Source organism: Devosia sp. (assembly GCF_025809055.1).
Classification (GTDB): domain Bacteria; phylum Pseudomonadota; class Alphaproteobacteria; order Rhizobiales; family Devosiaceae; genus Devosia.
In genome coordinates, this window is sequence record NZ_CP075529.1 from 2076407 (window position 1) to 2089944 (window position 13538).

The following is a 13538-nucleotide window of genomic DNA, read 5'->3' on the forward strand; positions in this document are numbered from 1 at the left end:
TCGGGCGTTCCGAGGGGATCGCTGACACAAGATGAACCTGAGACAGAAAATCCTGGCGCTGGCGATCATTCCGCTCTTGCTGGCCATTCTGGCCATCACCGCGCTCGTGACCTCCCAATCCACGCAATTGGCCCGGGCCAGCATTGCCACCTTCGAGCGCAGTCTGCTCAAGGCCAAGGAAACCGAGCTCCTCAATCTCACCAATATGGCCGTTTCCGCCTTTGCCGACATCTACGAGGCTGCCGGCCCGGACGACGAGGAAGCCAAGGCGCAGGTGCGGGCCATTCTTTCCGATCTCGACTACGGCCCCGATGGCTATTTCTTTGCCTACGACTATGACGGGGTCAACATCGTCCATCCCCGCCAGGCCTATCGGCATGGTCAGAACTGGCTGGACCTGACCGATCCGGACGGCAATCGCGTCATCTACAATCTGGTCGAGCGCGCCAAGGAAGGCGGCGGCCTGCACCAATACAAGTGGGAAAAACCCTCCGCCGGCATCATTGCCGACAAGCTCTCCTTCGCCGTGGGCCTCGACAAATGGCGCTGGATGCTGGGCACCGGCGTCTATCTCGACGACGTCTTCGCCCAGACGGCCGCCGCCGAGGCCGATCTGCGCAGCCATATCGACACCACCTTCATCATCGTCGCGGCCATCACCGTGCCCATCGTCATCGTCGTTTTCCTCGTGAGCTTCCTCGTTACCATGCGCGAGCGGCGCCTGGCTGATACGCGCCTCAAGGACCTCACCCAGCGGGTCATCGACACGCAGGAAGAAGAGCGCGCCCGCATAGCCCGTGAACTGCATGACGGCATTTCCCAGACCATGGTGGCCGCCCGCTACATGCTTGATCTTGCCGCCTCAAAGGTGCGCAACGGCGCTGCGGACGCCGCCGATGTCATCGATCGCGGCGCCCTCGGCCTCAACAATGCCATCAAGGAAGTCCGGCGCATTTCGCACAATCTGCGGCCGGGCATGCTCGACGACCTCGGCCTCTCTGCAGCCCTTGATGAATTGACCGGCAATTTCTCCGAGCGCACCGGCATTGCGGTCGAACTCAAGGCGGTGGCCTTCAAGAATGTGGTGCTGCCCGAAGCCAGGACGGCGCTCTACCGCGTCGCGCAGGAGGCCCTGACCAATATCGAACGCCATGCCAATGCCAGCCTCGTCAGGATCACTATCACCAGCGCCAATGGTGTGCACCTGGTGATCGAGGATGACGGGGTCGGCTTTGCCGATGCCCCCCCGCGGAAGCGCCAGTCGGGGCTTGGCCTGCGCAACATGCAGGAGCGCATGGAGCATTTCGGCGGCCGGCTCGAAGTGCGCACCTCCAGCGAGGGTACCGTGCTCCGGGCCTGGCTGCCCAAGTCGGTTTATCTCATCGAGCGCAAAGACCCCGTACCGGCATGAGCACCTCCCCGATCCGCGTCATCCTCTGTGACGACCACCCCCTGGTGCTCGAAGGCATCCGCTCGGTCATCGAGACCTATGACCACATCCGCGTCGTCGCCGACGTCGGCTCGGCCCGCGCCGCCCTGGCCCTGGCCGAGCAGCAGAAGCCGGACGTGGTGATGATGGACATCAACATGCCCGAACTCAGCGGCCTCGATGCCATCGAACTGTTCCGCGAGCGCGTGCCGCAAACCCGGCTGCTCATGCTCTCCATGCACGACAGCCGCGAATATATCTCGACCGCCGTCATGTATGGGGCGTCCGGCTATATCCTCAAGGATGTCTCGACCACTGAAATCGTCGCCGCCATCGAGGCCGTCGCCGCCGGCAGGACCTATTTCTCCTCCGGCGTCTCCGAGGCCATCCTGACCAAGACCAACCGCGCCAGCGCCGTTATTCCCCTGACCACGCGCGAACAGTCGGTACTGCTGCTGGTGGCCAGGGGCAGCGCCAGCAAGGCCATTGCCGACGAGCTCGACATCTCAGTGCGCACGGTTGAGACCCATCGCAAGAACATCAAGAAAAAGCTGGGCATCGCCACCACCGCCGGCCTCACCCGCTATGCCATCGACAACGGCCTGGTCGGCCCTGCCGGCGACTGACCGTCGCCCATCGGCACCCCACCGCGTCATTCCACCCCCACCAGGTCATTCCCGCGAAAGCGGGAACCTCTGGTGTCCCGCACCCCCCCAAAAAAACAAAGGCCCGGGATCACGCCCGGGCCTTTGTCATTCACGTCCCTCACCGGCCTCAGTAGAGCACCGAAGGCAGCCAGGTGATCAGCTGCGGGAAGGCAAACAAAGTGATGATTGCCACGATCTGCAGGATCACGAAGGGCACGGCCCCGCGATAGATCATGCCGGTCGACACCTTCGCCGGGGCCACGCCACGCAGGTAGAACAGCGAGAAGCCGAAGGGCGGGGTCAGGAAGCTGGTCTGCAGGTTCACACCGACCATCACGCCCAGCCAGATCGGGTTGATATCGAGGGCCAGCAGCACAGGCGCGGTGATCGGGATCACGATAAAGATGATCTCGAACGTGTCGAGGATGAAGCCGAGCAGGAACATGATCAGCATGACGATGATCATGGCGCCGATGGCTCCACCCGGCATGCTCGAGAGGAACTCATGCACCAGGTTGTCGCCGCCCATCATGCGGAAGACGATGGAAAACACCGCCGCACCGAACAGGATGATGAACACCATCGAGGTGATGGTGGCGGTCGAGATCACCGCCTGGCGCAGGATGTCGAAGCTGACCTTGCGCCGCAGCAGAGCCAGGATGATGGCGCCCACTGAGCCGACCGAAGCCGCTTCCGTCGGTGTGGCAATGCCGCCCAGGATCGAGCCGAGCACGGCCACGATGAGCAGCAGCGGCGGCAGCAGGGCCACGACCACATCGCGGGCCAGGGTGGCCTTTTCGGCTTCGGGCACCGGCGTTGCCGGGCAGCTCTCGGGATCGGTGATCGCCTTGAAGATCATGTAGGCCGCATAGAGCCCGACCAGCAGCAGGCCTGGGATGATCGCCCCGGCGAACAGCGCGCCCACCGAAACCGGCTCCGGCGCGAAATTGCCCTTGGACATCTGCACCTGGGCATTGATGCCCGAAAGCATGTCGCCCATGAAGATCAGCACGGTCGAAGGCGGGATGATCTGCCCCAGCGTTCCCGATGCACAGATCACGCCCGAGGCGAGTTTGGGATCATAGCCCGCCCGCATCATCGCCGGCAGCGAGATCAGCCCCATGGTGACCACGGTGGCGCCGACCACGCCGGTCGACGCGGCGAGCAGTGCGCCCACCACGATCACCGAAAGCCCGAGGCCCCCCCGAAGGTTGCCGAACAGCTTGCCCATGGTGAGCAGCAATTGCTCGGCAATGCCCGAGCGCTCCAGCATCACGCCCATGAAGATGAAGAGCGGCACCGCCACCAGCACTTCATTGGTCATCAGGCCAATATAGCGCCCGGCGAGCGAACCGTAATTGGACGGGTCATAGACACCCAGCCACCAGCCGACGAGACCGAAGATCAGCGCCGTACCGGCCAGCGAGAACGCCACCGGAAAGCCCAGCATGAGGACGCCGATGACGCCCAGGAACATCAGGCCGGAGAGGATTTCTCCAAGCAATACCGGATCCATTTATGCAGTCTCCCCGGACGGGTGTTCGGCGCTGTCGTCCCGGTAGCGCAGGTCGGGCGGCAACAGGTCTTCCTTGCCGCTGAGTACGAGAATGGCGCGGGCCGCCATGGCCAGACCCTGCAGGCCCACCAGCACGGCAAACACCAGGATGAAGCTCTTGAGGATGAACAGGCCCGGCATGCCGCCGATATTCGCCGACCCCTCGTAATAGCCCCATGAGCGGGCGACCGCGGGGTAACCATAGGTCCAGACCACATAGACAAAGGGCAACAGGAACAGCACCACCCCGATCAGGTCGGCCCTGGCCTTCCAGCGCACATCGGCCGGGCGGTAAAAGATATCCACGCGCACATGGTCATTGCGCATCAGCGCAAAGCCGGCGACGCCGGTAAACATCGCCCCGGCCAGCCATACATAGAGATCCTGCACCCACAGGACCGACATGCTGAAGAAGTAGCGCTGCACGACAACCGTGAAGCAGACCAGCACTGTCGCCAGGGCCAGCCATGACAACACCTGGCCGACAATCCAGTTCAGACCGCTGATCACGCGGACGAACCCTGCCAAGATTTGCATCAGAAATCCTCCCGCCCGCCTGTTCTTGTCAAAATTGCGGACAAATGGACGGATAGGACAAAATAGGTTCGGCGCACAACAGCGCGGCCCCCAAACCCCGGGGTCAATCGGGCAAAAACCCGTAAAAATGGGTATGCGAGGGTCTGACGCGACAAATTTTTCTGACTAGGGGGATTAAACCGGCGTCTGGGGTGTTGGTGTCGGCAGGGGCGTCAGAGGGCGTCCCGCACAACCGGAGGATGTCCCCGTGAAACTCGCAACCGCTCTGGGCGCTGTCGCCGCCCTTGCCCTGTTCGCCGCTCCCGCCTTTGCCGCCGATTATCTGGGCGGGGTGGTCAAGTCGACCGATATCGGCGGCAAGATGGTGCTGACAGATGCCAATGGCATGACGCTTTACACCTTCGACAAGGACGCGGTCGGCGTGTCCAACTGCTACGACACTTGCGCGGAAAAATGGCCGCCCCTGTTTGCCGAGGCCTCTGATACGGCCGAGGGCGATTTCACCATTGTCGAGCGCACCGATGGCACCATGATCTGGGCCTATAAGGGCTGGCCGCTCTACTACTGGGTCGAGGACATGGCTCCCGGCGACATCAAGGGTGACGGTGTCGGCGGCGTCTGGCATCTTGCCATCGAGTGATCCCGTCCTGACTGACCAGGATATATGAGGCGATCGGCGTGGCCGACTTTGTCGATGAGATCCAAGCCTGCGTGCCGGCCCTGCGCCGCTACGCGCGTGCGCTCACCCGCAATCTCGACCGCGCCGACGATCTGGTGCAGGACTGCCTCGAACGCGCCATTGCGCGCCGGGGCCTGTTCCAGCCGCGCGGCCCGCTGCGCCCCTGGCTTTTCACCATCCTGGTCAATCTGCACCGCAACAGCATCCGGGCCGAGCGCCGCCACGGCACGCCGGTCGACCTCGACACAGCGCCCGAACTGGCGGTACCGGCGCCCCAGCCCGGTCATATCGCGCTTGCCGAACTGGCCCGCGCCATCGAAACCCTGCCCCTCGACCAGAAGGAGGCCCTGCTGCTGGTCACTATCGAAGGCCTGGCCTATGCCGAGGCAGCCCGCATCCTGGGCATTCCCACTGGCACGCTGATGAGCCGGCTGGGCCGTGCCCGCGCCGCCTTGCGCGCGCTCACCGGCGCACCGGCCGAGCCGCATCTGAGGACCGTCAAATGAGCGAGATCACCCGCGATCAGCTGATGGCCTATGCCGACGGGCAGCTCGAACCGGCCCAGCGCAGCGCCGTCGAGGCTCATTGCGCGAGCAATGCCGAGGCCGCCGCCGAACTGGCCGCGCTGATGCGCCAGTCCGATGCCATCCGCACCCTGTTCGCCCCGGCCGCCGCCGAGCAGGTGCCGGTGCGGCTCGATCCGCATCGTCTGGCCAGCGCCGCCCGCCGCCGCCAGGGACAATTCTGGGCCCGCGCGGCCATGATCCTCATCGTGCTCGGTATGGGCGTGGCCATGGGCTGGCTGCTGCGTCCCGGTCCCGCCGGTCCGGCGCTGCACGAAAGGCTGATCGCCAATGCCGTCAGCGCCCACACCGTCTATGTCGCGGAAAATCGCCATGCCGTGGAAGTGGCGAGCACGGACAGCGACCATCTCTCGAGCTGGCTGTCCAACCGCCTCGACACCGGCCTCGCCATGCCCGATCTGTCCGCAGAGGGCCTCACCTTCCTCGGCGGACGCCTCCTGCCGGCCCCCGACGTCCCGGGCGGCCGCGCCGCCCAACTCATGTACGAAAACCCGTCAGGAGAGCGCCTGACGCTCTACATCACGCCGGCCACCGGCATTGACGGTCCGGACTACGAAACCGTCCCCTTCGGCGCCGACAACGCGCTCTATTGGGCCAGCGACGTCATCACATGCACCATTGTCGGCCCGCAGCCGCCGGAGGCGCTGGCGGGCATCGCCAATGCCGTCTTCAGCCAGCTGACGCCCAGCCAGTCCGATCAGCCGGCATATAGAGGATAGTCCCCCGGTGCCCGCCCTCGTGGTTCGACAGGCTCACCATGAGGTCTCAAGAGTACCCGCAAACCTCATCCTGAGCCCCAGTAGACCTCATCCTGAGCCCCAGTAGACCTCATCCTGAGCTCGTCGAAGGTCGAGGTCATGGCACCGCTGAAACGCAGGTAGACCTCATCCTGAGCCCGTCGAAGGACGAGGCTGTGGCACCGCTCAAACCGTCTTCGGCGCGTTGCGCGGCGGAATGTCGTTCGAATAGATATTGTGCAGTCCGACATTGAGAATATCCCGCTCCCCGCATAGGGCCATGGTGGTGTCGATCTCCTTGCGGATGATCTCCAGCACCCGCGTCACGCCCGCTTCTCCGCCGGCGCCCAGGCCATAGAGCATGGGCCGGCCGATAAAGGTCGATTTCGCCCCATAGGCCAGCGCCTTGACCACGTCCTGCCCCATGCGCACGCCGCTATCGAGATAGACCTCGGTCCTGCTGCCGACGCGATCGACGATTTCAGGCAGGACGCGAATGGTTGAGGGCGCGCCATCGAGCTGCCGCCCGCCATGGTTGGAGACGACGATCGCATCCGCCCCGTTGTCCACCGCCGCCTGCGCATCATCGGCATCGAGCACGCCCTTGACGATCACCGGCCCGCCGAAGCGCTCCTTGATCCATTTGACGTCGCCCCAGTTGAGCGTCGGATCGAACTGGCTGGCCGTCCAGGCCGAGAGCGAGGCCAGGTCGTGATCGCCCCCCACATGGCCCACGATATTGCGGAACGTGTGCCGCTTGGTGCCGAGCATGCGCAGGCACCACAAGGGGTGCTGCATCATCTGCCAGACCGAATAGGGCGTGAACTTGGGTGGGGTCGACAGCCCGTTCTTGATGTCCTTGTGGCGCTGCCCCAGGATCTGCAGGTCCATGGTCAGCACCAGCGCCGAGCACCTCGCCGCCTTCGCCCGGTCGATCAGCCGGTTGATGAAGTCACGGTCGCGCATCACATAGAGCTGGAACCAGAACGGGGCCGTAGTGTTCTCGGCAATATCCTCGATCGAACACACGCTCATGGTCGAGAGCGAAAATGGAATGCCGAACTTTTCCGCCGCCCGCGCTGCCTTGATCTCGCCGTCGGCCGTCTGCATACCGCCGGTCGCCGCCGGCGCGATGGCGACCGGCATGGCGATTTCCTGGCCCAGCATTTTCACCTTGAGATTGCGTCCCTCAAGGTTCACCGCAACCTTCTGGTTGAGCTTGATCTTGGCGAAATCGCTCTCGTTCTCCCGATAGGTGCCCTCGGTATATGAGCCGCTATCGGCATAGTCGAAGAACATCTTGGGCACCCGGCGATGCGCCAGCCGCTTCATTTCCTCAACGGTCAGAACCTTGTCGATGGCGGTCATGTGCAGGCGCTCCGGTCTCAGACCCGGCCTGCCTAGCAACTAACATGTTAGTCGTCAATGCACCCTTCGGCAGCAGTCACGCCGCGTCCCGCACGGATACTACCAGTTGCTTGCCGAGTACGCGCAACCCGGCCTCGAGACTATGCAGTTTCGTATTGTGATAGGGGTCCAGCATGCGCCGTACCTCCCCTTCCTGCTTGCCCAAGCGCCTGGCAACCTCCACGCGTGTCAGGCCGCCGGAGCGAAAGGCCTGGACAAAGGCAATCTTGACGGCCACCGTTGCAGAGACTGACACGGCTTCACCGGACTGCGCCGCAGCCACCGGCAGGGGCTGATGGTCCTGGACATAGGTGAGCAAGGCGACCTCAAGGGCATCGGCGGCGTTGACCAGGGCCTCGCTCTTCGTCGGCCCTCCGGTTATGGCTTCGGGCACATCCGGAAAGGTGACCAACCAACCATCACCATCACGCTGAAATCGGGCAAAGTAGCTATTCATACGCGTCTCCAGCCAGTCCAGACCCAGTTGCTTGCGGATGACCTCTCCATGGTCGGCGTGATTTCCCCGGATTTGACGACCGAGAACTTTCCATTGCAGCGGACAACACAATGTCCACCTTTGCCGCGGGCCATATCGATCGCGATCGTCAATCCACGTGACTTGGCATCCTTGCTCAGCAGCCTCAGCAATTGCTCGCGCTTCATCGTCTCGCCCCCAAGACACACGCACAATCGCACAAAAATGTACGACCATCAAGGCCTGTCGGCGCCCCGCCCCACGACCAGTGTCGCAAAGATCACCATGAACCCGAACACCACCATGCCGCCGGCCAGCACATGCGCATGCTCCCATTGCAGCCGTTCGACAAAGTCATAGATGGCAATCGAGAGCACCTTGGTCTGTCCCGGAATATTGCCGCCAATCATCAGCACCACGCCAAACTCGCCCATCGTATGGGCAAAGGCCATGATGGCGCCCACGAGATAGCCCGGTCGCGCCAGCGGCACGGCAATGCGCCAGAAGCGCTGCAGCCGCGAAGCGCCCAGTGTGTCGGACACTTCCAGCACCTCTGTCTCGATGGCAGCAAAGGCGTTGCGCAGCGGCTGCACCATGAAGGGCAGCGAGGCCACGACCCCGCCGATCACCAGGCCCGCAAAGGAAAAGGCCAGCGTCCGGGCGCCCCAGAACCCCGCGAGCCAGCCGCCCGGCCCGTTCGGGCCCAGGGCCAGCAGCAGGTAAAATCCGAGCACGGTCGGCGGCAGTACCAGCGGCAGGGTCACCACCGCCCCCACAATATCCCGGCCGGCCGACTTCCCCTGCGCCAGCCACCAGGCCAGGGGCGTCGCCAGGCCGATCAGCATCACCGTGACGCAGAGCGCCAGTGCCAGCGTGAGGCCAATGGGAGAAATGAGCGCGCTAAAATCCATGAAGTCGTTCTACCACCGGGTCATCACCCGCCCCACTGGGATGTGCTTGTCTCGGACGCTCGATGTCGCCACCTGCCGCAGATGGACGGTCTGCCGCCTCCCTCCCCTTGATGGGGAGGGATTGAGGGTGGGGTGACGGGAGCCACGGCACTTCCAAATTTAACACGGTCCCACGTGGATGAGCCAAGCCTTACGGCACCGAATAGCCCGCCGCCTCGATCACCGCCACGGCCGCTGCGCTGCGCAGAAAATCGAGAAAGGCGATGGCCGCCGCATTGGTCTCACCCGCCTTGAGCAACACCGCGCCCTGGGAAATCGGCGTATGCAACTCGGCCGGAACCAGCCACTGGTCGGCCTCGCCCAACACCTGGCTGGCCGCCACGAAGCCGAGTTCGGCATTGCCGCTTTCGACAAATTGCAAGGTCTGGGAAATGTTCTCGCCCTGAACCAGTTTGGGCGCCAGTTGATCGTACAGGCCCAGCGCCGTCAGGGTCTCCACCGCCGCCTTGCCATAAGGCGCGGCCTGGGGGTCGGCGATGGCCAGTTTGGCATAGTCGGCGGTGAGGGCGGCCTCACCGTCGCCGAGGTCGCGCCCCGGCCCGAACAGCGCCAGCCGGCCCTCGGCATAAACGAAGAAACTGCCCTCGACGGCAAGACCTTCGGCGATCGCCTTTTCGGGGCGCTCGGTGTCGGCCGCCAGGAACACCGCAAAGGGAGCCGCCTGGCTGATCTGGGTATAGAGCTGCCCGGTGGCCCCGAAACTGAGTTCGAGCTGATGCGCGCCGTCTGCCTCGAACAGGGCCTCGAGCTCTTCCGCTACAGCCGTAAAATTGGCCGCCACCGCGACATGGGCCGTCTCGGCAAAGGCGGGGATGGCAGTTCCGGCCATCAGAACGAAGGCAAGGGCAAGGCGGGTCACATTGGGCTCCGATATGGTCGTGCGACCATATCGATGACCGAAACGCCACGCAGAGGCAAGCGTTATGTTTTCTTGGACATATCGTCGATGAGAACCCGCAGGGTGGCCACGTCCTCTGCGAGTGCGGCCTGGGTGTTGGCCTGCATCATCCGATAGCGCGTCAGCACCGCCTGCCCCAAAGGCGTAAGGCTTGCGCCGCCCTGCGCCGCCCCGCCCCGGCTCGACAGCACCAGCGGCGCTCCAAAACCGCTATTGAGCGCCTGCACCAGGCCCCAGGCACGCTTGTAGCTCATGCCCATGGCTTTGCCGGCAGCGGCGATCGACCCGGTCTCGGCAATCCCCTCAAGCAGATCCGCCCGCCCCGGCCCGATATAGGCGGTATCGCTGAGAACCACGCGCAGATGACCGAGGCCGGACGCGGGAACAGGTTTTGTCATCGTCCGACCACCTTCCAGATCACAGCGCCGCCCTCGGGCCTGACCCGAGTGCCACTGCCCACGCGCCCCTGACTATCAGCCAATGCCCAGGGTCGTTCCCGCGAAAGCGGGAACCTCTGTTTGTGCTGAGTTAAATTTGTAGCGCAGATTCCCGCTTTCGCGGGAATGACTCCGTGGTGGCGGAGAGCCAATCCCTACCCCCGCAGCGCACTCGCTTCCCTGGCCAGCGCCTCGATCCGGGCGAAGTCGCCGCTCGCCAGCGCATCCGCCGGCATGATCCAGCTGCCGCCCACGCAGATCACATTGGGCAGGCCGAGATAGGTCTTTGCCTTGGCCGGGTCGATGCCGCCCGTCGGGCAGAAGGTGATGTCGGGCAAGGGCGAGGCAAAGGCCTTGAGCACCGGTGCGCCACCCAGCGCTTCGGCCGGAAAGAATTTTAGGAACGAATAGCCCCGTTCGGCGGCGGCCATGGCTTCGGTCGGGGTGCCGATCCCCGGTAGCAGCGGGATGGCAACATCCTCGGCCGCATCCAGGAGGCGGGGCGAGGCGCCGGGCGACACCATGAACCGGCATCCGGCATCCACCGAACTCTTCATATGCGCGCCATTGCGGACCGTCCCCGAGCCGACAATCGCGCCGGTGACCTTGGCCATTTCTTCCATCACCTTGAGCGCGTTGGGGGTGCGCAGCGTCACCTCCAGCACCGGCAACCCGCCGGCGACCAGAGCCTCGGCCAGTGGCCGGGCCTGTGCCACATCGTCGAGGATGATCACCGGAACGACCGGGGCAAGCGAGAGGATGGATCGGATGGCGTTGGCGTCCTGCGGCATGACAAGTCCTCGTCGTGAGAAGTTGGTTGCAGGGTTAGGCGGATGACGAATTTCCTGCAAGGCCATTCATTGAAATGAAACTCAAAAATACCTAGGTTCCCGGCAAAGAGGCGGGGAGGCCCCCATGGTTCAGACGATCAACGCGGTAACCCCGCTGGCCGAGGCAAGGGCCATCCTGGCCGACAGTTTCGACCTCAATTATTCCAAGGCCGTGGAGCGGGCGACCGACAAGGTCTTCGACCGCGTCAAGGACAAGATCCCCGAAATCGAATGGCCCTTCTATGCGCCGCTGATCTTTCAGATCAATCGGCTCAAGAAGGAGAAGGACGCGGTCATCCTCGCCCATAACTACCAGACGCCGCAGATCTATCACGGCGTTGCCGATGTGGTGGGCGACAGCCTGCAACTGGCCATCGAGGCCACCAAGGTGCGCCAGTCGGTGATCGTGCAGTGCGGCGTGCACTTCATGGCCGAGACGTCAAAACTGCTCAATCCCGACAAGACGGTGCTGATCCCGGATAGCCGCGCCGGCTGCTCGCTGTCCGAAAGCATCACCGCCGAAGACGTTCTGGCCATGCGCGCCCAGTATCCCGGCGCGCCCGTCGTCACCTATGTCAACACCTCGGCAGCCGTGAAGGCCGTTACCGATGTGTGCTGCACGTCGTCCAACGCCCTGGACATCGTCAATCGGGTCGAAGGTGACACGGTGATCATGATCCCCGATCAATACCTGGCCGCCAATACCGCCAAGAAGACCAAGAAGAAGATCATCACCTGGGCAGGCGCCTGCGAGGTCCACGAAACCTTTACCGCCGAGGATATTTCCGAGCTGCGCCACGCCTATCCCACGGCCAAGATCATCGCCCACCCCGAATGTCCACCCGAGGTCATCGACGCCGTCGACTTCGCCGGCTCGACCGCAGCGATGATCGATTGGGTCAAGACCACCAAGCCACCGCGCGTCGTCATGGTCACCGAATGCTCCATGTCCGACAATGTGGCCAGCGAGACCACTGGGGTGGATTTCCTGCGCGGCTGCAACATCTGCCCGCACATGAAGCGCATCAATCTCGAAAATGTGCTGTGGTCGCTCCACACCATGAGCGAAGAGGTCACCATCCCCACCGACATCATCGCCCCCGCCCGCCGCGCCGTCGAACGCATGATCGAGCTGAGCCGCAAGGGCGACTGAGCCGCCGTGCACGCGATCCCCACCTCCCCCTCGAGGGGGGAGGCAAGCAAAGCTTGGCGACGCTCGGAGGGGCTGCCGCCAACCACGCTCGCGTGTGATCAGTCCAAACGAACCTATCCCGGCCGCCGCACCACAAGGTCAATCTCCACCAGCGCCCCCACGGCCAGCGCCGTCACGCCCACAGTCGTCCGGGCCGGCAGCTTTCCCGCCTCGAAATAGCCCGGCCAGATGGCATTGAACGCGGCATAATCGCGCTCGAACTGGGTGAGATAGATGCGGGCCATGACGATATGCTCGAGCCGCAACCCAATACCGCCCAGCACGATCTTGAGATTGTCCATCACCCGCCTGGTCTGGGCCTCGATGCCCTCGGGCAGAGGCGCATCGGGCGCATCGGGATCGGTGGGCATCTGCCCGGTGACGAACACCAGGCCATTGGTCTCGACGGCGTGGCTGAATGGGGCGACCGGGCGGGGGCCGGTGGTGATCATGTGGTGCAGAATGTCGGACATTGACCGGTCCTGTTCCTTTTTGCTGTGACGCTGCGCGAAACGATAACAGTCCGCTAACCGAATGCCCATGCTTGCGCAGGCGCCGGCGAAGGCGCACACTCCCTGCGTGATGCGCACGGTTTTCCCCCTGGTGATCGCTGTCCTGTTGTCGGCCCTTGGGCCTGCGCCCCTGGTCTTTGCCCAGTCCGGCGGCTTCAGCGTCACCCAGTCGAGCCAGATGGATGCCCTGTTTGCAAGGCTTTCCGCCGCCACCGATGAAGCGGAGGCCCGTGCTATCGCCGACGAGATCTGGCAGATCTGGACCCACCCGGACGACACGGCTATCGCCGCCCGCATGCAGGACATCATTGCCCAGAGCGGCTTTGCCGGCCCGGCCAGCCAGATGCCGCTCATTGATGCGCTTGTTGCCGATTATCCAGATTATTCAGAGGGTTGGAACCTGCGCGCCACCGCCCATTTCCTCAATGGCGCCTATGAAAAGTCGCTCCTCGACATCGAAGAAACCCTCAAGCGCGAACCCCGCCATTTCGGCGCCATGGCCGGCCGCGCGCTGATCTATCACACCCAGGGCAAGAGCGAAGAGGCCATGAAGGCCATTCAGGAAGCTCTTGAGATCCACCCCTTCCTGCCCGAGCGCGGCCTCTTCCCCGACCTCGGCCCGCCCCCGATACGCAGTTGAAATCAATA

16 protein-coding genes are annotated in these 13538 nt (G+C 63.8%); 7 read left to right on the top strand and 9 right to left on the bottom strand.

From position 1 onward, the window contains the following. Positions 1-31: 31 nt before the first annotated feature. Together KIT02_RS10085 and KIT02_RS10090 are read left to right on the top strand one after the other, a co-directional pair. Positions 32-1411, top strand: coding sequence for a cache domain-containing protein (locus tag KIT02_RS10085; protein WP_297577510.1), 1380 nt, complete (start codon positions 32-34; stop codon positions 1409-1411). Further along, the gene (locus KIT02_RS10090) at positions 1408-2055 is read left to right on the top strand and encodes a response regulator transcription factor (RefSeq protein WP_297577516.1); all 648 of its coding nucleotides are present in this window, start codon (positions 1408-1410) and stop codon (positions 2053-2055) included. Before KIT02_RS10085 ends, KIT02_RS10090 begins: the two co-directional genes overlap by 4 nt. Positions 2056-2203: 148 nt before the next feature. On the opposite strand, the gene KIT02_RS10095 is transcribed toward KIT02_RS10090, so the two are convergent. Further along, a complete protein-coding gene (locus KIT02_RS10095) occupies positions 2204-3592 on the bottom strand; it encodes a TRAP transporter large permease subunit (protein WP_297577518.1) in 1389 nt (462 codons plus the stop codon). Beyond that, a complete protein-coding gene (locus KIT02_RS10100) occupies positions 3593-4168 on the bottom strand; it encodes a TRAP transporter small permease subunit (RefSeq protein ID WP_297577521.1) in 576 nt (191 codons plus the stop codon). It abuts the gene before it with no gap. 247 nt (positions 4169-4415) lie between these two features. Between KIT02_RS10100 and KIT02_RS10105 the strand changes: the two genes are divergently transcribed. From KIT02_RS10105 to KIT02_RS10115, 3 genes are read left to right on the top strand one after another with little or no spacing between them, the layout of a single operon-like run. After that, positions 4416-4808 (top strand): hypothetical protein, encoded by a 393-nt coding sequence (locus tag KIT02_RS10105; RefSeq protein WP_297577523.1) that lies wholly within the window; start codon positions 4416-4418, stop codon positions 4806-4808. 38 nt (positions 4809-4846) lie between these two features. Next, positions 4847-5353 (top strand): sigma-70 family RNA polymerase sigma factor, encoded by a 507-nt coding sequence (locus tag KIT02_RS10110; protein ID WP_297577525.1) that lies wholly within the window; start codon positions 4847-4849, stop codon positions 5351-5353. Next, entirely contained in the window at positions 5350-6150 is an 801-nt protein-coding gene (locus KIT02_RS10115) for an anti-sigma factor (protein WP_297577529.1), read from the top strand. The genes KIT02_RS10110 and KIT02_RS10115 overlap by 4 nt, the downstream gene beginning before the upstream one ends. 204 nt (positions 6151-6354) lie before the next feature. Here the strand turns inward: KIT02_RS10115 and KIT02_RS10120 are convergent, their stop codons facing one another. From KIT02_RS10120 to eda, 6 genes are all read right to left on the bottom strand, one after another. After that, complete coding sequence (locus KIT02_RS10120; protein ID WP_297585244.1) at positions 6355-7527, bottom strand: alpha-hydroxy acid oxidase; 1173 nt, start codon at positions 7525-7527, stop codon at positions 6355-6357. 85 nt (positions 7528-7612) lie between these two features. After that, positions 7613-8032 (bottom strand): type II toxin-antitoxin system HicB family antitoxin, encoded by a 420-nt coding sequence (locus KIT02_RS10125; RefSeq protein WP_297577532.1) that lies wholly within the window; start codon positions 8030-8032, stop codon positions 7613-7615. Between the two features lie 254 nt (positions 8033-8286). Next, positions 8287-8961: a molybdate ABC transporter permease subunit gene (modB, locus tag KIT02_RS10130; protein WP_297577535.1), complete on the bottom strand. Its 675-nt coding sequence runs from the start codon at positions 8959-8961 to the stop codon at positions 8287-8289. Between the two features lie 190 nt (positions 8962-9151). After that, the gene (gene modA, locus KIT02_RS10135; RefSeq protein ID WP_297577538.1) at positions 9152-9880 is read right to left on the bottom strand and encodes a molybdate ABC transporter substrate-binding protein; all 729 of its coding nucleotides are present in this window, start codon (positions 9878-9880) and stop codon (positions 9152-9154) included. Positions 9881-9942: 62 nt separating this feature from the next. Continuing rightward, positions 9943-10317: a LysR family transcriptional regulator gene (locus tag KIT02_RS10140; protein ID WP_297577542.1), complete on the bottom strand. Its 375-nt coding sequence runs from the start codon at positions 10315-10317 to the stop codon at positions 9943-9945. A gap of 194 nt (positions 10318-10511) precedes the next feature. Beyond that, complete coding sequence (gene eda, locus KIT02_RS10145; RefSeq protein WP_297577547.1) at positions 10512-11147, bottom strand: bifunctional 4-hydroxy-2-oxoglutarate aldolase/2-dehydro-3-deoxy-phosphogluconate aldolase; 636 nt, start codon at positions 11145-11147, stop codon at positions 10512-10514. Positions 11148-11271: 124 nt separating this feature from the next. Between eda and nadA the strand changes: the two genes are divergently transcribed. Further along, positions 11272-12339 carry a quinolinate synthase NadA gene (gene nadA, locus KIT02_RS10150; RefSeq protein ID WP_297577550.1) on the top strand — a complete coding sequence of 356 codons (1068 nt, stop codon included), beginning with the start codon at positions 11272-11274 and terminating at the stop codon, positions 12337-12339. A 113-nt stretch (positions 12340-12452) separates the two neighbouring features. Here nadA and KIT02_RS10155 read toward each other — a convergent pair whose 3' ends face one another. Next, positions 12453-12851 carry a RidA family protein gene (locus tag KIT02_RS10155; RefSeq protein WP_297577551.1) on the bottom strand — a complete coding sequence of 133 codons (399 nt, stop codon included), beginning with the start codon at positions 12849-12851 and terminating at the stop codon, positions 12453-12455. Between the two features lie 109 nt (positions 12852-12960). Here KIT02_RS10155 and KIT02_RS10160 point away from each other — a divergent pair, with 109 nt between their 5' ends. Then, positions 12961-13530, top strand: a complete 570-nt coding sequence (locus KIT02_RS10160; RefSeq protein ID WP_297585246.1) for a tetratricopeptide repeat protein — start codon at positions 12961-12963, stop codon at positions 13528-13530. Positions 13531-13538: the final 8 nt, after the last annotated feature.

What these genes read in the sequence shown, in the direction of transcription:
- KIT02_RS10085 (WP_297577510.1), top strand. Translation starts at nt 32, where the DNA reads ATGAACCTGAGACAGAAAATCCTGGCGCTGGCGATCATTCCGCTCTTG.
- KIT02_RS10090 (WP_297577516.1), top strand. Translation starts at nt 1,408, where the DNA reads ATGAGCACCTCCCCGATCCGCGTCATCCTCTGTGACGACCACCCCCTG.
- KIT02_RS10095 (WP_297577518.1), bottom strand. Translation starts at nt 3,592, where the DNA reads ATGGATCCGGTATTGCTTGGAGAAATCCTCTCCGGCCTGATGTTCCTG.
- KIT02_RS10100 (WP_297577521.1), bottom strand. Translation starts at nt 4,168, where the DNA reads ATGCAAATCTTGGCAGGGTTCGTCCGCGTGATCAGCGGTCTGAACTGG.
- KIT02_RS10115 (WP_297577529.1), top strand. Translation starts at nt 5,350, where the DNA reads ATGAGCGAGATCACCCGCGATCAGCTGATGGCCTATGCCGACGGGCAG.
- KIT02_RS10125 (WP_297577532.1), bottom strand. Translation starts at nt 8,032, where the DNA reads ATGAATAGCTACTTTGCCCGATTTCAGCGTGATGGTGATGGTTGGTTG.
- modB (WP_297577535.1), bottom strand. Translation starts at nt 8,961, where the DNA reads ATGGATTTTAGCGCGCTCATTTCTCCCATTGGCCTCACGCTGGCACTG.
- KIT02_RS10140 (WP_297577542.1), bottom strand. Translation starts at nt 10,317, where the DNA reads ATGACAAAACCTGTTCCCGCGTCCGGCCTCGGTCATCTGCGCGTGGTT.
- eda (WP_297577547.1), bottom strand. Translation starts at nt 11,147, where the DNA reads ATGCCGCAGGACGCCAACGCCATCCGATCCATCCTCTCGCTTGCCCCG.
- nadA (WP_297577550.1), top strand. Translation starts at nt 11,272, where the DNA reads ATGGTTCAGACGATCAACGCGGTAACCCCGCTGGCCGAGGCAAGGGCC.
- KIT02_RS10155 (WP_297577551.1), bottom strand. Translation starts at nt 12,851, where the DNA reads ATGTCCGACATTCTGCACCACATGATCACCACCGGCCCCCGCCCGGTC.
- KIT02_RS10160 (WP_297585246.1), top strand. Translation starts at nt 12,961, where the DNA reads ATGCGCACGGTTTTCCCCCTGGTGATCGCTGTCCTGTTGTCGGCCCTT.